This is a genomic window from Flavobacterium sp. K5-23 (genome assembly GCF_023278045.1).
GTDB lineage: Bacteria > Bacteroidota > Bacteroidia > Flavobacteriales > Flavobacteriaceae > Flavobacterium.
In genome coordinates this window covers 2,229,251-2,248,581 of sequence record NZ_CP056783.1, presented here as the reverse complement: position 1 = coordinate 2,248,581, position 19,331 = coordinate 2,229,251, and the positions used below count along the sequence as shown (strand labels likewise).

General features: G+C 35.0%; 14 protein-coding genes and 1 tRNA gene. 10 read left to right on the top strand and 5 right to left on the bottom strand.

What is annotated here, in order from left to right:
* Nucleotides 1-3 precede the first annotated feature (3 nt).
* On the bottom strand, nucleotides 4-1,257 hold the full coding sequence (gene rocD, locus FLAK523_RS09825) for an ornithine--oxo-acid transaminase (RefSeq protein WP_248902952.1): 1,254 nt from the start codon (nucleotides 1,255-1,257) through the stop codon (nucleotides 4-6).
* A gap of 220 nt (nucleotides 1,258-1,477) precedes the next feature.
* Between rocD and FLAK523_RS09820 the strand changes: the two genes are divergently transcribed.
* From FLAK523_RS09820 to FLAK523_RS09805, 4 genes are all read left to right on the top strand, one after another.
* Nucleotides 1,478-1,930, top strand: a complete 453-nt coding sequence (locus FLAK523_RS09820) for an Lrp/AsnC family transcriptional regulator (protein WP_248902951.1) — start codon at nucleotides 1,478-1,480, stop codon at nucleotides 1,928-1,930.
* Between the two features lie 134 nt (nucleotides 1,931-2,064).
* Nucleotides 2,065-2,838 carry a dienelactone hydrolase family protein gene (locus FLAK523_RS09815; RefSeq protein WP_248902949.1) on the top strand — a complete coding sequence of 258 codons (774 nt, stop codon included), beginning with the start codon at nucleotides 2,065-2,067 and terminating at the stop codon, nucleotides 2,836-2,838.
* Nucleotides 2,839-2,871: 33 nt separating this feature from the next.
* On the top strand, nucleotides 2,872-3,927 hold the full coding sequence (locus FLAK523_RS09810) for a DUF3667 domain-containing protein (protein ID WP_248902947.1): 1,056 nt from the start codon (nucleotides 2,872-2,874) through the stop codon (nucleotides 3,925-3,927).
* 7 nt (nucleotides 3,928-3,934) lie between these two features.
* Complete coding sequence (locus tag FLAK523_RS09805; RefSeq protein WP_248902945.1) at nucleotides 3,935-4,969, top strand: M28 family metallopeptidase; 1,035 nt, start codon at nucleotides 3,935-3,937, stop codon at nucleotides 4,967-4,969.
* A gap of 366 nt (nucleotides 4,970-5,335) precedes the next feature.
* On the opposite strand, the gene FLAK523_RS09800 is transcribed toward FLAK523_RS09805, so the two are convergent.
* The 4 genes from FLAK523_RS09800 to FLAK523_RS09785 all read right to left on the bottom strand — a co-directional run bounded on the left by FLAK523_RS09800 (nucleotide 5,336) and on the right by FLAK523_RS09785 (nucleotide 7,813).
* Nucleotides 5,336-5,411 (bottom strand) — tRNA-His (locus FLAK523_RS09800).
* A gap of 73 nt (nucleotides 5,412-5,484) precedes the next feature.
* The gene (bshB1, locus tag FLAK523_RS09795; RefSeq protein WP_248902943.1) at nucleotides 5,485-6,201 is read right to left on the bottom strand and encodes a bacillithiol biosynthesis deacetylase BshB1; all 717 of its coding nucleotides are present in this window, start codon (nucleotides 6,199-6,201) and stop codon (nucleotides 5,485-5,487) included.
* 55 nt (nucleotides 6,202-6,256) lie between these two features.
* On the bottom strand, nucleotides 6,257-7,336 hold the full coding sequence (locus FLAK523_RS09790; protein ID WP_248902940.1) for an isochorismate synthase: 1,080 nt from the start codon (nucleotides 7,334-7,336) through the stop codon (nucleotides 6,257-6,259).
* A 48-nt stretch (nucleotides 7,337-7,384) separates the two neighbouring features.
* Entirely contained in the window at nucleotides 7,385-7,813 is a 429-nt protein-coding gene (locus tag FLAK523_RS09785) for a PaaI family thioesterase (protein ID WP_248902938.1), read from the bottom strand.
* A gap of 141 nt (nucleotides 7,814-7,954) precedes the next feature.
* Here FLAK523_RS09785 and FLAK523_RS09780 point away from each other — a divergent pair, with 141 nt between their 5' ends.
* The 6 genes from FLAK523_RS09780 (at nucleotide 7,955) to FLAK523_RS09755 (ending at nucleotide 19,193) form a co-directional block, all read left to right on the top strand.
* Nucleotides 7,955-9,469, top strand: a complete 1,515-nt coding sequence (locus FLAK523_RS09780) for a hypothetical protein (protein WP_248902937.1) — start codon at nucleotides 7,955-7,957, stop codon at nucleotides 9,467-9,469.
* Nucleotides 9,470-9,630: 161 nt separating this feature from the next.
* On the top strand, nucleotides 9,631-12,183 hold the full coding sequence (locus FLAK523_RS09775; RefSeq protein ID WP_248902935.1) for an endonuclease: 2,553 nt from the start codon (nucleotides 9,631-9,633) through the stop codon (nucleotides 12,181-12,183).
* A 113-nt stretch (nucleotides 12,184-12,296) separates the two neighbouring features.
* On the top strand, nucleotides 12,297-15,950 hold the full coding sequence (gene purL / locus FLAK523_RS09770) for a phosphoribosylformylglycinamidine synthase (RefSeq protein ID WP_248902933.1): 3,654 nt from the start codon (nucleotides 12,297-12,299) through the stop codon (nucleotides 15,948-15,950).
* A 97-nt stretch (nucleotides 15,951-16,047) separates the two neighbouring features.
* Nucleotides 16,048-17,037, top strand: a complete 990-nt coding sequence (locus tag FLAK523_RS09765; RefSeq protein WP_248902931.1) for a virulence RhuM family protein — start codon at nucleotides 16,048-16,050, stop codon at nucleotides 17,035-17,037.
* Between the two features lie 285 nt (nucleotides 17,038-17,322).
* On the top strand, nucleotides 17,323-18,090 hold the full coding sequence (locus FLAK523_RS09760; RefSeq protein WP_248902929.1) for a DUF3667 domain-containing protein: 768 nt from the start codon (nucleotides 17,323-17,325) through the stop codon (nucleotides 18,088-18,090).
* Between the two features lie 338 nt (nucleotides 18,091-18,428).
* Nucleotides 18,429-19,193: an RDD family protein gene (locus FLAK523_RS09755; RefSeq protein ID WP_248902927.1), complete on the top strand. Its 765-nt coding sequence runs from the start codon at nucleotides 18,429-18,431 to the stop codon at nucleotides 19,191-19,193.
* Nucleotides 19,194-19,331: the final 138 nt, after the last annotated feature.

The window sequence follows — 19,331 nt, the reverse complement described above, 5'->3', positions numbered from 1 at the left end:
ATCCTATAACTTAAAATCGTTTAATGCTTTCTCTATAATGGCAAGACAGTCTTGAATTTGGGCTTCAGTAATAACTAATGGCGGAGCTAATCTAATTTTGTTACCATGTGTAGGCTTAGCCAATAAACCATAGTCTCTAAACTTCATACAAATATCCCACGCTAAAGTTGATTCTTCATCACAATCAATTACAATCGCGTTAAGCAATCCTTTTCCTCTTACTAAAGTGATTAATGAATTTCTTTCGGCGATTTCGTTTAACCCTTTTCTTAATACAACTCCTAAACGCTCTGCATTTTCAGATAATTTTTCATCACGAACAACCTCAAGTGCTGCCATGGCAACAGCCGCAGCAACAGGATTTCCACCAAAAGTAGACCCGTGTTGACCCGGTTTAATAACATTCATAATAGCATTATTAGCTAATACTGCTGATACTGGATATACTCCTCCTGAAATTGCTTTTCCTAAGATAAGAATATCTGGTTGAACATTTTCATGATTAACTGCTAATAACTTTCCTGTACGTGCAATTCCTGTTTGAACCTCATCAGCTATAAACAATACATTGTGAGCTTCACAAAGTGCTTTGGCTTTAGCCAAATATCCATCTGCAGGAACATAAACACCTGCTTCTCCTTGAATAGGTTCTACTAAGAAACCTGCGATATTAGTAGACGATTTTAATACTTCTTCTAAAGCTGCTGTATCATCATATGGTATTTTGATAAATCCTGCTGTAAAAGGACCAAAATTCTTACGCGCTCCCTCATCATTAGAAAACGAAATAATTGTAGTTGTTCTTCCGTGGAAATTATTCTCACAAACAATAATTTGTGCTTGATTTTCAGGAATTCCCTTCACTTCATAAGCCCATTTTCTACATAATTTCAAAGCCGTTTCTACAGCTTCAGCACCAGTATTCATTGGTAATACTTTATCGAAACCAAAATATTTAGTTATATACTCTTCATAAACACCTAACTGATCGTTATGAAATGCACGAGAAGTTAAAGTAAGTGTTTGCGCTTGTTTAACCATTGCATCAATAATTCTTGGATGACAATGCCCCTGATTTACTGCTGAATAAGCAGATAAAAAATCGTAATATTTTTTTCCATCAACATCCCAAACAAAAACACCCTCTCCTTTTTCCAGAACTACAGGTAGTGGATGATAATTATGGGCGCCATATTTATTCTCTTTTTCTATTAATGCTTCTGACTTTGAAGAAAGTACTTGATTTGTTTGTTCCATGATATTCTTTTTATATATTAAACACTATTTTACAAAACTAAGAATATTTTTTTGTTTTCCAATATAAATTAGTATTTTTGACTTGAAAAGTCGATTTTAAAATAAATTTTATTCGTGAAAATAGTTTTAAAAGTCATTTTAAATAAATTTTCTGAAATGAAATTACGTAAAATACAATACCTATAAAGATAGTATACATTTTTAATTTAAAATAAAAATCATGGATATATTAGATGAATTCGATAGTAACATTATCAAAGAATTAGAGAAAGACGGCAGAATGCCTTATTCAGCAATTGCAGCTAATTTAAAAATCTCAAATACTATGGTGCATCAACGTATTAATCGTTTAATGGAACAAGGTATTATAACTGGTATAAAACCAATTATCAATGAGAAAAAAGTTGGTTATGATTGGGGTGCATTTACTGGGCTTACATTAAATAAAGACGAGGACTCCAGCAGAATCATTGAAGAACTTAAAAAAATTCCTGAAGTTACCGAGTGTTATTTCATTACTGGTTCGTTTACACTTTACATAAAAATTGTCGCTAGAGATCATGAACACATGCGTAGTTTATTATATAATAAAATTGACAATATTCCTGGAGTTGCAAAAACCGACTCTATGATTGAATTAGGTTGTGCTTTCAAAAGAAATATTTCGCTATAATCAGGCTCCTCTTTTTTATGTGTTTTCCAGATAGATCCCTTGAGTAAAGAGAATTCTATTATAAAACTCAATTATTTATATTTCAGAAGTTTAAATACTTTTATATTTCAGATATTTGTGTAAAATCAATTATTATGAAAAATATAAAAATTTTAATTTTGGGGTTATTTATTTTTTCAAACGGTGCTTTTGCACAGTTAAAAGCCGTAACCTACAAAGACGGAACTCAGGTTTTGAATGGTTTCAAAATTAGTCCCACAAAGAAAAACATCCAGAAACCTGGAATTCTTATACTTCCTGCTTGGAAAGGTATTGACAAACTCTCCAAAGAAACCGCTAAAAACCTAGCCAACTTAGGCTATTATGCATTTATAGCCGATATTTACGGTGAAGGAAATTACCCAAAAAACAATGCTGAAGCGGGTAAAAACGCAGGGTATTACAAAACAAACACTAATGAATACCAAAAAAGAATAACATTAGCTTTACAGGAATTAATTCTAAGTGGAGCTAATCCAGACAATATCGTGGTCATCGGATATTGTTTTGGTGGAACAGGAGCTTTAGAAGCCGCACGTGGTCATCTTAATGTAAAGGGAGTTGTATCCTTTCACGGAGGATTAGGGCGAGATCCTGCCAGACCTACAGAACCCATTACTGCAAAAGTATTAGTTTGTCACGGAGCAGATGACCCTTTTGAATCTAAAGAGGAAATTACCGCATTTCAACAAGAAATGAGAGATACAAAAGCGGATTGGCAGATGATTTATTATGCAAATGCTGTTCATTCTTTTACTAACCCAGAAGCAGGAAATGATAATTCTAAAGGTGCAGCTTACAATGAAAAAGCAGCCAAACGCTCTTGGGAACATTTAAAACTTTTCTTAAATGAAGTACTAAAGAAATAAATTCGATACTTTTATAAATCAAACCATAAGAATATGAGTAAAAATCCTTTAAGAAAAGACAAGACTTGTTTAAACTGTAGATATGTTGTCGAAAATAGATTTTGTTCTAACTGTGGACAGGAAAATATTGACCCAAGGAAGACTTTTATTCATTTATTCATTCACTTCTTTGAGGATTTAACACATTATGAAAATGCTTTTTGGAAAACAATCAAAAACCTCATTGTTAAACCCTCGGCATTAACAAAAGAATATCTTTCTGGAAAACGTTTGTCTTATTTGGCTCCAGTACGTCTTTATATTTTCATCAGTTTCATAACTTTTTTTCTAATAAGCTTTTTTCCAAATCATAATTCTGATTTTTTGAATATCGATTCCGAAAACCCAATCGGAAAAACGGTTACCGAAAAAGACATAAAAGCTAACGAAATAATCCCTAATAGCTTTTTATCAAAAGCAGAACTGGATACCATTCAGAAAACGATAAATCAAACCAAAGGAATTAACATCAAAAAAGACAACTCTTTTAATTTCGGAATTAAATCATTAAAGGAATTAGACTCCATCCAAAAATACGGCAAAACAGAAGACAAGTATAGCAACTTTGAATATTCGATAATAAAAAAAGTATTGTCTATTTCCGAAAATAATACCCCAAAAGAAATCATTGAAAAATTCAAAGAATCTTTTCTTCATGATATCCCTAAAATATTAATTATATACATGCCTATTTTCGCCTTTTTCTTGTGGCTTTTTCACGGCAAAAAACAATGGTACTATTTTGATCACGGCATTTTCACGCTTCACTATTTTTCATTCTTGTTACTTCTTATTTTAATTCTATTTCTTACTGACAAAATATTTTTATTGTTTGGAGATTCCAATACTTTAAGTTTTATAAATGGATTAATTTATTTCACAGGTATTACTTGGATGATTTATTATTTCTTTCCAGCTCATCATCGGTTTTATGGCGAGTCACGACTTATTTCATTTATAAAAACAATATTCCTTTTTTTTATAAATTTCTTCGTGATAATAATTTTACTTTTGCTTTTTGCCTTTTACACATTCATAAACTTACATTAACATAGAAATGAAAAGAATAATTACCCTTAGCTTATTAGCCGCACTTTCAATAAGCTGCTCCGCTCCCAAGACTGCCATAGTAGAAGACACAAAAGCTTCCACTGTTTCTGATCCCACAAAATACATGAACACCATTACCGCCGATGAACTAAAAGTACATCTATACATAGTGGCTTCTGATGAAATGGAAGGGCGCGAAACTGGATCTGAGGGACAAAAAAAAGCGGGTAATTATCTAATAAGTCAATACCAGAAAAACAACATTCCGTTTCCAAAGGGAGCTTCAAATTATTACCAAGCTGTTCCCGCAGCTTTCATGAATAAAAAATATGGTCCTAAACTTGGTGATTCCGAGAATATCTGGGCATACATAGAAGGTTCAGAAAAACCAGACGAGGTATTAGTGATTTCAGCGCATTACGATCACGTAGGTATGAAAGACGGTTTTATCTACAACGGTGCTGATGATGATGGCTCTGGAACAGTTGCGTTATTAGAAATCGCTGAAGCATTCGAAATCGCTAAAAAAGAAGGTCATGGCCCTAAGCGTTCTATCCTTTTCCTGCATGTAACTGGTGAAGAACACGGACTGCATGGTTCCCGTTATTATTCAGAAAACCCATTATTTCCTCTTAAAAACACCATTACCGACATCAATATCGATATGATTGGCCGCCGTGATGATGCACACGCCGACACTAACAATTACGTGTATGTAATAGGTGCTGATAGATTATCGACTGATTTACACAACATTTGTATAAATGCTAATAACAAATACATTCAAATGGAACTGGATTACAAATACAATGACAAAATGGATCCAAACCGTTTCTACGAACGTTCAGATCATTATAATTTTGCCAAAAATGGTATTCCTGCCGTTTTCTTGTTTAATGGTGTCCATGCTGATTACCATCAAAAATCAGATACCCCTGATAAAATTGAATACGATGGCCTTGCAAGAAGAGCCCAACTGGCTTTTACAATTGCATGGGAACTGGCAAACAGGGAAAACAGACCCGTAGTGGACAAGAAATAGAGAAAGTATTTGGGCACATCCCCACCTCCACTAGCGTTTCGTCGCGGTCGGGCTATACGTTACAATCCACGCAAAAAAGCGTGGGATTTTCACTTTTATCCCTTGTGCATAAAAAAAGAGCTTTGAAGAAATTCAAAGCTCTTTTTTTTTATAATTTAGATTCACCGTACGAAACTTTGTATTGAAGTATTCATTTCTACAACAGACAAAAGTCCGTTGCAACAAAATAGGTCATTCCTACTAAACTTAGATACACTTACCAGAGCCATCGGCTCGACCCATTTTGCAGGAATGGACTTCAGTCCAGTCTACAGAAAAATAGGCATACAAAAAAAGCCTTGAATTTCTTCAAGGCTTTTGCTTTCTGGGTGGAAGACGGGGCTCGAACCCGCGACCCTCGGTACCACAAACCGATGCTCTAACCAACTGAGCTACAACCACCATTTGCTTAGCGGTGGCAAAGATACAACTAAAGTTTACTTCTGCAAATGTTTTTCGAAAAAAAATCATCAATTTTACAACAAATCCCCTAAGCTATTGACTGCCAAATACCTTTCAACAGTGAATCCTTCGGCATATTCTACCCCTACTAATCTTCCTAAGTCTCTAGAACGGTAATTTAGGCTCTCCAAGAAGTTTTTTGATGAAATTGGAGACTCAGGTTCCTTTGATGTTGCATCATAAAACTGAGAACGGTATGCTAATATAGATTCGATTTTTTGATCTGTAAAGCCCGTAATATCGACAACAAAATCAGGCTCTATGTTTTTCCATTGAATATAATGATAAACTAACTTGGGTCTCCAGGCTCCTTGATTAACTCCATCTAGTTGCGTTTCTATTTTCCTTAATCCTGATAAAAAACAAGCGTCTGAAACCAGTTTACTTCCTTTTTCATGATCAATATGACGATCATCAATTGCATTACACAATACAATATCCGGCTGGTACTTTCGTATCATTTTAATAACCTCTAATTGATGTTTTTCATCATTGACAAAAAAACCATCACGCATATTTAAATTCTCCCTTACGGAAACCCCTAATATTGTTGCGGCATCATTTGCTTCCTGATCTCTTATTTCAGCAGAACCTCTTGTGCCTAGTTCACCACGGGTTAAATCTATAATACCTACTTTTTTTCCTAAAGATATTTCTTTTAAGATTGTTCCTGAACACCCTAATTCAACATCATCTGGATGTGCCCCAAAAGCCAATATATCTAATTTCATTTTATTCTTCTTTAATACTAATTAATTTTTCCTTGCAATTCACTCTTCACTCTACTTACAATACCCTTTTCATTGTCATCGATTTATGGACACTTTCATTCCATTCTTTTTCAGGAACACTGTCTTTTGTAATTCCACAACCCATAAACAAATGCGCCTGTGTCATTGCGAGATTCGAAGCAATCTCTATTTGCATACAACGTAAATTGACATATAAATCGGTTTTAGATTTCCTTTTACCAATCCCTTTCATATTCAATTCTCCTAAAAAACCAGTATAATACCTTCTATCATAACCCTCATTTTCTATTATAAAGTCTTTGGCGTTCTTTTTAGGCAAACCACAAACTGCGGGTGTGGGATGTAAAATTGACACCACTTCTTTCAAACTTGAAGTTTTATTAATAGTCCCTTCAATATCTGTTTTAAGATGCAATAAATTCCCTGCTTGTAAAGTATAGGTATTAGAAACCGAAACTTCTGAAGTGACGTTTTTTAAATTATCCAAAATATAATCAGTGACAAACTGTTGTTCTTCAATTTCTTTTTTCTCCCAAACCACTTCCTTATTTTCTTGTACTGATTGCGTTCCGGCTAATGCCATCGTATAAAACTTCTTTTTGGAAGCTTTCAGTAAATGCTCTGGAGTAGCTCCCATCCACAAACCAATTTTAGGATGAAACCAACAATAGCAAAAAGCAGTAGGGTAACTTTGAATCAGTCTTTTAAATACGGAAACCACCTCAAAATCAGTTAGGCCAACAACTTCCATTCTTGACAAAACCACTTTATCAAACAATCCCTTTTCGATACCATCAATCCCTTTTTGAACTAAAGCTTCATAATGCGCTTTTGCAACTTTATCTTCAGCTATAACAATGTCCGGTTGATAATTTTCTTTATAAGAAGTCAAATGACTTTCCCATTTTACCGCTTCCTTTTTAGGAATCAATATCATTTGACTTTCGTCAAAAGGTGCAAAAACAAAGCCTTTTTCGGATAAGTTTTCAGCAAAATACAAATGATCGTTTTTCTGAAAATAACCCACCAACTTATTTTTATTTGGTTTCTTGTAGATCACATAAGGTAAATGCAATGCTTCTTGCTGTTTTACTTTTATAAAAAAATCAGTCATATAATTTATCTATTTAAGTCCAAAATTTCTTGTGGAAAACCACTTTTTTTATTTCTTCTCTTTTGTCAGTACAATATTTGTCAATTTACAAAGAGAAACTAGATTTCCAGCCTCATCTGTAATTTTTATTTCCCAAAGATGAAGTGTTCTCCCTTTATGTATAATTCTTGCTGTTCCAAAAACGAATCCGTCACGCACCGCTTTTAAATGATTAGCCGAAATCTCAATTCCGCGAATTTCTTGCTCTTTAGTATTTATAAAAAAATGAGACGCTGTACTTCCCACACTCTCCGCTAAAGCTACCGAAGCTCCACCGTGCAACAAACCCATTGGCTGATGAACAGAAGAATTAACCGGCATTCTAGCAACAAGAAAATCTTCTCCTGCATCTATATACTCAATATTTAAAGTTTGCATCAATGTGTTTTTAGAAAACTCATTGCAATATTGAATCATTGTATCTCTATCTAATTTCATGAAATCTGTTTTATAAGAATGTAAAAATAAATAAAAGATAAGTCACAAAACATAAAATACAATCGATATTCTGAATTCAATTTTCATAATCATGTTTCATTCAAGATAGATTTTTCTTATTTTTACACAAAATCAAACAAAATGCGTCCCTTAAATTTACTATTTATTATTGGAATTCTTTTATCAGTTTGTGCCTGCCGCTCCGATTTTGAAACAGTTGCTAGCTCAGGAGAATTATCGTTTTCGAAAGATACCATCTACCTCGATACTGTATTTACAAATATTGGTTCTAGTACCTACCGCCTAAAAGTGTACAACCGCAGTAAAAAAGACATCACAATTCCAACAATTAAATTAGCTAAAGGATTAAGTTCTAAATACCGAATGACAGTTGATGGAATGAATGGAAATCAAGGTAAAATATTCAACAACATCGATTTATTAGCCAGAGACAGCCTTTATATTTTCATTGAAACCACGGCAAATATTGCAGATGCGAATCCGTCCGACTTTCTATACACTGACCAAATTCAATTTGACGGTGGAAAAAATTTACAAACTGTCGAATTAGTAACCCTAATTCAAGATGCTGTTTTCCTGTATCCAAATCGTTTTGCTGACGGCACAACCGAAACATTACCAGTGGGAAACGAAAAAATCTATGGCTTTTATCTGGACGAAAACGATCCAATTAATGGTAACGAGCTGCTTTTCACAAATAAAAAACCCTATGTCATTTACGGTTATGCTGCAGTACCCGTTGGAAAAACGGCCGTGTTTAATCCAGGAAGCAGAGTGCATTTCCATGCAGATTCAGGACTGATAGCTTCTAGAAATTCATCGATAAATGTAAACGGTACCGTATCGATTACCAAAAATCTGGAAAACGAGGTGATTTTTGAAGGAGATAGACTTGAACCAGAATATTCAAATGTTCCGGGACAATGGGGTGTAATTTGGCTAACAGACGGAAGCACAAATCACAAACTAAATCATCTGACAATTAAAAACGCCACCATTGGCTTACTAATTCAAAATAATAACGGAACGACTACCTCTATAAAAAACACCCAGATATACAATTCTACCAATTATGGAATTTTAGCACAAACCGGAAGAATAAAAGGAGAAAACATCGTTATTAATAATGCGGGGCAAGCTAGTTTAGCCTGTACATACGGGGGAAATTACAACTTTACACATTGCACGTTCAACAACAACTGGAATAGCTCCCAGCAACTATCCGTTTTAATAAACAACTATGCTCTAGGTGCCACACCTGAAGTAAAAGATCTGACTGCGGCCTTTTTCAACAACTGTATCATTTATGGTTCTAACTGGAATGAACTGGCAATATCTAAAAAAACGGGTGCTTTATTTGAGTATCAATTTAACAACTGTCTAATAAAATTTGATAACATTTCCAATCAACCTAATTATTTGTTTGATACAGATCCTGTGCACTACAATGCCATAATTCTAAATAAAGACCCTAAATTTCAAAAGGTGTCTCAAAACAAACTTAACATAGACGCTACTTCTGCCGCTTTCGCGAAAGGGAATCAGTTGTATCTAATTCCTATGGATATAACTGGAAAAACAAGAACATTGCCACCCGATTTAGGAGCTTATACTAACCGTCCTTTTACAAACTAAATATATAATTTATAAAGAATTAAGAATTCAAAACTAACTTAAAATTTAGTGACTTCAGTTATGGATTAATGATTTACATTTGTCAAAAAAATATACATTTTATACTATTTTGTTATATTTTTTGAAAACATCTATAAATCAACCCCAATTAACTGTTAACCATGAAACAAATCTACTCTTTTGCTTTACTACTCTTCTTTACGGCTAGTATTGCACAAATTCCCTCTGGCTATTATAACACAGCCACCGGAACCGGCTACACCTTAAAAACACAATTATACAACATCGTCAAAGGACATACAGATAACGGATACGCCGGTTTATATACCATCTATCAAACATCGGACAGGGATTATTACTTTGAAAATGACGCAACCATTTTGGATATGTATTCAGAAAATCCAACTGGAACAGATCCTTATAATTACTCCGCTGGAACAACCCAAAGATGTGGGAATTATTCAATTGAAGGTGATTGCTACAATAGAGAGCATATTATACCACAATCATCATTTAGCTCAAGCGCTCCAATGGTTTCCGATGCGCATTTTATCACTCCAACAGACGGAAAAGTTAACGGGCAACGATCTAGCTATCCTCATGGAACTGTAGGCACAGTAACATGGACATCCTTAAACGGAAGTAAATTAGGATCAAGCTCAGTTGCTGGATATTCAGGTACTGTTTTTGAACCAATCGATGAATTTAAAGGGGATATTGCCCGAATGTATTTATATTTTGTCACTCGATATGAAAACACCGTTTCTGGTTATACCTATCCTATGTTTAATGGATCAAGTAATCAGGTTTTCACTACCGCTTTTTTGAATATGCTTGTGACTTGGCACAATCAAGATCCTGTAAGTGCAAGAGAAATAGCAAGAAACAATGCAATTTATGCTTTTCAAAATAACAGAAATCCGTTCATTGATCATCCAGAATACGTTCAACAAATCTGGAATCCATCAGGGGATACGCAAGCTCCAACAACACCTGCCAATTTATTGGCTTCTGGAACCACTACAACATCAACGGTTTTATCTTGGACTGCTTCTACAGACAACGTAGGCGTAACTGGATATGAAATATATCAAGGAACAACATTATTAGGAACTGTTGCTACAACCTTTTATAATGTAACTGGATTAACAGCTGCAACAGCGTACTCCTTTACTGTAAAAGCAAAAGATGCTGCTGGTAATTTATCTACTGCAAGTAATACCGTAAACATTACTACAACAGCAACAGCTCCATTAACCTACTGTACTTCACAAGGGAACAGTACAGCTGACGAAAAAATAGGCAAAGTCGTTTTTGGAACAATAAATAACACTTCTTCTGGGACTGCCGGTTATGAAAATTACACTGCAATTTCTACAAGTGCTACGCGAGGTACAGCTTATACAATTACAATAACTCCTTCATGGACATCGACAGTGTATAGTGAAGGATATGCTGTTTGGATTGATTACAACCAAAATGGTTTATTTACAGATGCTGGAGAACAAGTATGGACAAAGGCCACTTCAACAACTACACCTGCTTCAGGTTCATTCACAATACCAGCTACCGCTACTTTAGGAAGTACAAGAATGCGTGTATCAATGAAATACAATGGGGTCCCTACTGCATGTGAAGCCTTTTCGTATGGACAAGTAGAAGATTATACGGTAACAATTACGGGAGTGACTGCAGACACAACTGCCCCGTCAGCTCCAACAGCATTAGTTGCTTCTGGAACCACACAAACCACAACTAATTTATCATGGTCAGCATCTACAGATAACGTTGCCGTAACTGGATATGATGTATATCGAGGAACAACATTATTAGGAACTGTTGCTACAACCTCATATAATGTAACTGGATTAACAGCTTCAACGGCTTATACCTTTTCAATTAAAGCTAAAGATGCAGCTGGAAATATTTCATTAGCAAGCAACACAGTAAATGTTACCACTTTATCAAATGGTGGTGCAACTGAACTTTTATTTTCAGAGTATATCGAAGGTTCCTCTAACAATAAAGCTTTAGAAATTTCAAATGCTACGGGAAGCGCTGTAAATATGTCAATTTATAGCATTAAAAAACAAACAAATGGCACAGGTTCTTGGAGTACAGGACTAAGTCTAACAGGAACTTTAAATAACGGAAGTAAATACACTATTGTAAATAGCCTAATTGCATCAAGTTGTTATCCTATAAGTTCGGCCAATATTTCTACATCGGCTTCCGAAATGACATTTAATGGAAATGATGCTGTAGGTTTATTCAAAAACGGAGTTCTTATAGATATCATTGGAACTTTTAATGGAGGAACGGCAAACTTTGCAGCTGATGAAACTATCAGAAGAAAAGCTACCGTTACTTCTCCTACGACTACTTTCAATAAAACGGCACAATGGGATTCTTATGCTTCAGATACTTGTAACAATCTAGGAAGTCGTATGGTTGCAAACTCAGATAAAAACGAGCAAAATGTTGACTTTAGCGATGTCATAATATATCCAAACCCTTCAAACGGGAGCTTTTTCATAGACAATTCTAATAAAGCCTATTCTATTGAAATCTATAACCTACTTGGTCAAAAGGTATTTGAAAGAAATAACGTTGAGGGTCAAACAATGTCTATTACTAACCTTAACAAAGGTGTGTATTTGATGAAAATTATTGATGATTCAAAATCTACATCTAAAAAGATTATAATCAACTAGTTAACAACAAATTTTCACAATATTAAAAAGCGGCAAAATTGTCGCTTTTTTTTTGTTTAAAATTTGATCTTAATTGACTAAATTTGCACCGTAATACAACAAACTACACAACAATGATCCATTTCTTTGAAAACCAAAGCAAAACTGTTTTTGCAGTACAAACGCAAAACGAAATTTCAGCTCAAGACATTTCAAAATTAAACTGGCTTTTTGCCGACGCAAATAAAATAGAAAAATCCGTACTGACGGATTTTTTTGTTGGACCCCGTGCCACAATGATTACTCCATGGAGTACTAATGCTGTGGAGATTACTCAAAATATGGGTATATCTGGCATCATCAGAATCGAAGAATTCCAAAAAGCTACGGCTGATTTTTCTGATTTTGATCCTATGCTTTCGCAAAAATACGATGGCTTAAGTCAAGATATTTACACGATCAATATCGAGCCAGAAGCCATTTTGGACATTGACGATATTGCTGCTTATAATCAATCAGAAGGTTTGGCTTTAAGCCAAGAAGAGATAGATTACCTAGACAATCTAGCGGTAAAAATAGGTAGAAAACTAACGGATTCAGAAGTTTTTGCTTTTTCACAAGCCAATTCAGAACACTGTCGTCACAAGATTTTCAACGGTACTTTTGTAATTGACGGTGAAGAAATGCCTTCATCTTTATTCAAACTAATCAAGAAAACTTCTGCTGAAAACCCTCACGATATTGTGTCGGCATATAAAGATAACGTTGCTTTTGTAAAAGGGCCACGTGTACAACAATTTGCGCCAAAAAGTGCTGACAAACCTGATTTCTACGAAGTAAAAGAATTTGATTCGGTTATATCATTAAAAGCAGAAACCCACAATTTCCCAACAACTGTAGAGCCTTTCAACGGAGCAGCTACAGGATCAGGAGGAGAAATCCGTGACCGTTTAGCAGGTGGACAAGGTTCGTTGCCATTAGCAGGAACTGCAGTTTATATGACTTCTTACTCAAGATTAGAAGAAAACAGACCTTGGGAAAACGGAATGGCCGAAAGAAAATGGTTGTACCAAACTCCAATGGACATTCTAATCAAAGCTTCTAACGGAGCATCTGATTTTGGAAACAAATTTGGACAACCGCTTATTACAGGTTCTGTCCTGACTTTCGAACACGAAGAAGACGCCCGTAAATTAGGTTTCGACAAAGTGATTATGCAAGCAGGTGGAATTGGTTACGGAAAATTAGACCAAGCGATCAAGAAAAAACCACAACCGGGAGACAAAATCGTTATCCTAGGTGGAGAGAATTATAGAATTGGAATGGGTGGTGCTGCAGTTTCTTCTGCGGATACCGGTGCATTTAGTTCCGGAATTGAATTGAATGCGATCCAACGTTCAAACCCAGAAATGCAAAAACGTGCTGCTAACGCCATTCGTGGATTAGTGGAAAGCGATATCAACCCAATTGTTTCCATTCACGATCACGGAGCTGGAGGACACTTAAACTGTCTTTCGGAATTAGTGGAAGACACAGGTGGATTAATTGATTTAGACAAATTACCTATTGGTGACCCTACCCTTTCGGCAAAAGAAATCATCGGTAACGAGTCTCAAGAAAGAATGGGATTGGTAATTGCCAAAGAAAACATTGACATCTTACAACGAATTGCTGACAGAGAGCGTTCTCCTATGTATCAAGTAGGTGATGTAACAGGTGATCATCGTTTTACTTTCGAATCAAAAACTACGGGTGCTAAACCAATGGATTATGCTTTGGAAGACTTCTTTGGTAGTTCTCCAAAAGTGGTAATGACCGATAAAAATATAGATAGAAACTATGCTGATTTAGAATACAGCATTAGAAATATCTCCACTTATTTAGAGCAAGTATTGCAGTTAGAAGCAGTGGCTTGTAAAGACTGGTTGACAAACAAAGTAGACCGTTGTGTAGGTGGAAAAGTAGCCAAACAACAATGTACTGGACCGTTGCAATTGCCATTGAATAACTGTGGTGTAATGGCTTTGGATTACCAAGGAATAGAAGGTGTTGCCACTTCAATAGGACACTCTCCAGTAGCGGCATTAATCGATCCTGTTGCAGGAAGTAGAACGGCTATTGCTGAGGCTTTGTCTAACATTGTTTGGGCACCAATTAAAGATGGTTTGAATGGAATTTCCCTTTCGGCTAACTGGATGTGGGCTTGTAAAAACGAAGGTGAAGACGCTCGTTTGTACGCTGCTGTAAAAAGCTGTTCGGATTTTGCAATCGAATTAGGAATCAATATTCCAACAGGAAAAGATTCGCTTTCTATGAAACAACGCTATCCAAACGAAGAAGTAATTGCACCGGGAACGGTAATTATTTCGGCAGGTGGAAATTGTACTGATATTAGAAAAGTGGTAGAGCCTGTTTTACAAAAAGACGGTGGTTCTATTTATTATATCAATTTATCTCAAGACGAATTCAAATTAGGAGGTTCATCGTTTGCACAAACCTTGAATACTATTGGAAAAGACGCACCAACAATTAAAGATGCTGCTTTTTTCAAAAATGCTTTCAATACAATGCAAGAATTAATTCTTGACGATCAAATTCTTGCTGGACACGATATAGGAAGTGGTGGTTTGATCACTACTTTATTAGAAATGTGTTTTGCAGATGTGAATTTGGGAGCCAAAATTGACTTCTCTGTTTTCGAAGAAAAAGACATCATCAAATACCTTTTTGCTGAGAATATTGGAATTGTGTTCCAAGCCAAAGACGATGCTACTTTAGAAAATAAATTAAAAGCAAACGGAGTAAGTTTCTATAAATTAGGAACGGTAACTACAGATGAAACTTTGAACTTTGGTCCTTGTGGATTGAACATTCCTAAATACAGAGACATTTGGTTTAAGACTTCGTTTTTATTAGACCAAAAACAATCTAAAAACGGAATGGCGCAAGCACGTTTTGACAATTATAAAAACCAACCCTTACAGTTTACTTTCCCTGCACATTTTACAGGAAAGAAACCAGTAATCGACAATTCAAAACCACGTCCAAAAGCGGCTATTATCCGTGAAAAAGGAAGTAACTCTGAGCGTGAGGTGGCTAACGCGATGTACCTTGCCGGTTTTGATGTAAAAGACGTTCACATGACCGATTTGATTTCGGGGCGTGAAACTTTGGAAGACATTAAATTCATTGGTATTGTGGGTGGATTTTCAAACTCGGATGTTTTAGGTTCAGCTAAAGGTTGGGCTGGTGCCTTTTTATACAATGAAAAAGCAAACACGGCGCTGAAAAACTTCTTCAAAAGAGAAGACACTTTATCTGTCGGAATTTGTAACGGGTGCCAGTTGTTTATGGAACTGGAAGTAATTAATCCAGAGCACGAAGTGCACGGAAAAATGCTTCATAATGACAGCCATAAACACGAAAGCATCTTTACATCGGTAACGGTGCAAGAAAACAAATCAGTGATGTTATCCACTCTTTCTGGAGCAACATTAGGAGTTTGGGTTTCTCATGGTGAAGGAAAATTCAATTTACCATTAGCCGAAGACCAATACCAAATCGTTGGAAAATACGGTTACGAAGGCTATCCGGCAAATCCAAACGGATCTGACTACAACACCGCCATGCTGTGTGACACTACAGGCCGTCACTTGGTGATGATGCCACATATTGAGCGTTCTAATTTTCAATGGAACTGGGCAAATTATCCTGCAGGTAGAAACGATGAAGTTTCTCCTTGGCACGAAGCCTTTGTCAATGCAAGATTGTGGATTGAGAAGAAATAGTACTCAAAATAAATACTTTAAAAATAGCGTCCCGGATTGGGGCGCTATTTTTTTATGATGAAATAAAGTTATATTTTTAACAATAACTTATACGCAAATGGAAAATCAAATACTACTATACTCGAACCAAGAAGGTAAAGTAAACATTACTGTTACGTATTTAAACGACACTTTTTGGTTACCCCAAAAAGCCATTGCCGCTTTATTTGGTGTTGAAGTTCCTGCGATAAGCAAACATTTAAAGAATATTTTTGAATCAAGCGAATTGGATGAAATTTCAGTTGTTTCCAAAATGGAAACAACTGCCAGTGACGGTAAAAAATATAACACTACCTATTACAACCTCGATGCCATTATCGCCGTAGGTTACCGTGTAAACTCTAAACAGGCTACACAGTTCAGGATTTGGGCTACACAAACTTTAAAAGAATATATCATCAAAGGTTTTGTTTTGAATGATGATATGCTCAAAAACGGAAAGCCATTCGGCAAAGATTATTTTGACGAATTACTCGAACGAATTCGTGAAATCCGAGCCAGTGAGCGAAGAATGTATCAAAAATTGGGCGATATATTTGAGCAATGCAGTGCAGATTATTCGGTAAATTCCGAAGAAACCACGCTGTTTTACAAAATGGTTCAAAACAAACTTCATTTTGCCATTACAGGTAAAACGGCAGCCGAAATTATTTATGACAGAGTAGACCGAAACAAAGATTTCATGGGACTTTCCACTTGGAAAAATGCTCCACAGGGAAAAATTTTGAAAAGTGATGTCACTATCGCTAAAAATTATTTATCCGAACCCGAAATTGGAGACTTGAATCTTTTAGTAAGTGCCTTTTTAGACTTGGCCGAATTTCAAGCCCGACGCAGCAAATTATTACACATGAAAGACTGGCTGGAACGTACCAATAAATTTTTAGACAGCAATAGTTTGGACATTTTACCCAATGCCGGGAAAATTTCGCATGAAAAAGCGGTTGAAAAAACATACCAAGAATATGATTTTTTTAGAATCGAACAAGACAAGAGCTATATTTCAGATTTAGATAGCCTCATAAAAAAAATGGGGCCTAAAAAATGATTTTTATAACCTTGTAATTATGTCCCATTGAACATTCGGTTTTCCAATGGAACTGGGCAAATTATCCAGTAGACAGAAACGATGAAGTTTCTCCTTGGCACGAAGCCTTTGTCAATGCAAGATTGTGGATTGAGAAAAAGTAAGGTTCAAAAAATTATAACTTTTATAAAGCTTTCAGGTAATATACTTGAAAGCTTTTTTATTTTACAACTATAAATTCTTACTTTTATCGCCTGAATAAAATCATTTTTTTTAGTGAATTTCCAAAAATCAATACATTACTATATGAATCATAAGCAATGCTTAAACTGCGAACAAACAGTCTCTGGCAATTATTGTCAAAATTGTGGGCAAAAAAATAATACACATGCTATTACCCTAAAACATTTTTTGTTTCATGACATTATACACGGTGTTTGGCATTTAGAAAAAGGTATTTTACTAACAATAAAAGAAACTTTTACAAGACCTGGACAAGCGGCATTGGATTACATTAATGGCAAAAGAGTCAAATACTACAATGTTTTTTATCTCATTTTAATGCTAATCGGGTTAAATGTTCTTACGGTGCATTATCATCATAAAATTGATCCCTCATCAGTGAATAAAAATGTAGGCGATGGTTTAAAATTTATGAATTTTTTATCAGGTAATGTGAAAGTGATATTATTGGGATTCGTTCCGTTAATTGCTTTAAATGCTTTTCTGGTTTTCAGAAGATTGAAACTCAATTTAGCTGAGCATTTTATAATTGGAGGAATAAATTTATTGGGGATTTTAGTTTTATGCCTATTTATTAACTTGTTATCGCTTTTAGACACTTTTCAGGGAATAGAATACGTTGCAGGTATTCTAAAATTTATTTGCTTCTTCTTAATTCTTTTATTTCCAATTTGGACTTATTTTAATGCTACAAAAAAAAGGTATTCTATTCTGGGATTTACATGGAGAATACTTACGTTTTATATGTTTACAATCATTGAAATTTCTATTATACTATATTTTATTATGTTTATTGTGACGAATCAAACCACCTTTAAATTAAATTTATAATGGTTATTTCTGCTACTATAAAGCGTCTTGAATTAGGGTAATTATTCTTCAAACAGAAATGATGAAGTTTCTCCTTGGCACGAAGCTTTTGTCAATGCTAGATTGTGGATTGAGAAAAAATAATTTCGTTGATTTATTATAGTGAAAGCGTTCCTGAAAAGGAGCGCTTTTTTTATGGGAATAAATTAAAACTTAAGTTTCTTTTGTAAGAAAAAGTTATATATTTGAATGCATAAAAAGTCTAACGGCTGTCAGACCTATCTCTCCATTTTTGGGGTGACAGGTCTGATTTTATCAAACCTTATACTAGTTAGCACCAATTTTAAAAAGCGACAACAATGACAGAACAAAAAACAGAATTGACATTTCTAAAATCAAGTAGAAAAAGACGAATTGCGGCATTCATAATTGACCATTTCGTAATGTCATTTTTAATGGTTTCAATTGTATTCATTGCACTTGGTCCAAATTTTATGGACGAAAATAATCCAAGTAAAATGATGACTATAATGTTGTTTGTTATGATACCTGGTTTCATTCTATATTTTGCAAAAGACAGCTTGAAAGGAATTAGTGCTGGAAAATGGATTATGGGAATTATGGTTCGTGACGAAAATAATCAGAATGAAATCGCTTCATTTGGACGACTTTTTTTACGAAACTTATTTATAATTATCTGGCCTGTTGAATTTATTGTTTTAGCAACTAACAACCAAAAGAAAAGACTTGGAGACATAGTTGCAAAAACAGTTGTGGTAAAAAATACTAATAAGCCGAGTAAACTTCCACGAATTTTAGCTCTTATTGGAGTAGGAATTGCATTTTTTGTCTTTGTATTTTTCACAGCTGGTAATGCAATGAAAAATTCAGACGCATACAAAGTAGCGACAAAAGAAATCGAACAAAATAAAGATATCATCAATGAAATTGGTGGAATAAAAGGATATGGAATGATGCCAACAGGAAATGTAAGTATATCAAACGGACAAGGACAAGCACAACTTGAAATTAAAGTTTCAGGAAATACAAAAGACCTAAATGTTAGTGTTTACTTGGAGAAAGAACAAAATGGACAATGGAAATTAATTGAACTGCAAAAATAAAAACTGGTGCTAACAGCCATTCCTATGTAAAGCATCATTAAGTTTTCGTTAAACCGAAAATTGAGCGGTTACGAATTTCCAGCCATCGCAAAGCAGCAAAACGTTGTACGTCAATTTGGCGCGACGACAGAAAAAATG

Excerpts from the sequence above, each read along its gene's own strand:
- FLAK523_RS09785 (WP_248902938.1), bottom strand. The coding sequence starts at position 7,813 with ATGAAATTAGATAGAGATACAATGATTCAATATTGCAATGAGTTTTCT.
- bshB1 (WP_248902943.1), bottom strand. The coding sequence starts at position 6,201 with ATGAAATTAGATATATTGGCTTTTGGGGCACATCCAGATGATGTTGAA.
- FLAK523_RS09755 (WP_248902927.1), top strand. The coding sequence starts at position 18,429 with ATGACAGAACAAAAAACAGAATTGACATTTCTAAAATCAAGTAGAAAA.
- FLAK523_RS09765 (WP_248902931.1), top strand. The coding sequence starts at position 16,048 with ATGGAAAATCAAATACTACTATACTCGAACCAAGAAGGTAAAGTAAAC.
- FLAK523_RS09820 (WP_248902951.1), top strand. The coding sequence starts at position 1,478 with ATGGATATATTAGATGAATTCGATAGTAACATTATCAAAGAATTAGAG.
- FLAK523_RS09790 (WP_248902940.1), bottom strand. The coding sequence starts at position 7,336 with ATGACTGATTTTTTTATAAAAGTAAAACAGCAAGAAGCATTGCATTTA.
- rocD (WP_248902952.1), bottom strand. The coding sequence starts at position 1,257 with ATGGAACAAACAAATCAAGTACTTTCTTCAAAGTCAGAAGCATTAATA.
- FLAK523_RS09760 (WP_248902929.1), top strand. The coding sequence starts at position 17,323 with ATGAATCATAAGCAATGCTTAAACTGCGAACAAACAGTCTCTGGCAAT.
- FLAK523_RS09805 (WP_248902945.1), top strand. The coding sequence starts at position 3,935 with ATGAAAAGAATAATTACCCTTAGCTTATTAGCCGCACTTTCAATAAGC.
- FLAK523_RS09780 (WP_248902937.1), top strand. The coding sequence starts at position 7,955 with ATGCGTCCCTTAAATTTACTATTTATTATTGGAATTCTTTTATCAGTT.
- FLAK523_RS09775 (WP_248902935.1), top strand. The coding sequence starts at position 9,631 with ATGAAACAAATCTACTCTTTTGCTTTACTACTCTTCTTTACGGCTAGT.
- FLAK523_RS09815 (WP_248902949.1), top strand. The coding sequence starts at position 2,065 with ATGAAAAATATAAAAATTTTAATTTTGGGGTTATTTATTTTTTCAAAC.
- FLAK523_RS09810 (WP_248902947.1), top strand. The coding sequence starts at position 2,872 with ATGAGTAAAAATCCTTTAAGAAAAGACAAGACTTGTTTAAACTGTAGA.
- purL (WP_248902933.1), top strand. The coding sequence starts at position 12,297 with ATGATCCATTTCTTTGAAAACCAAAGCAAAACTGTTTTTGCAGTACAA.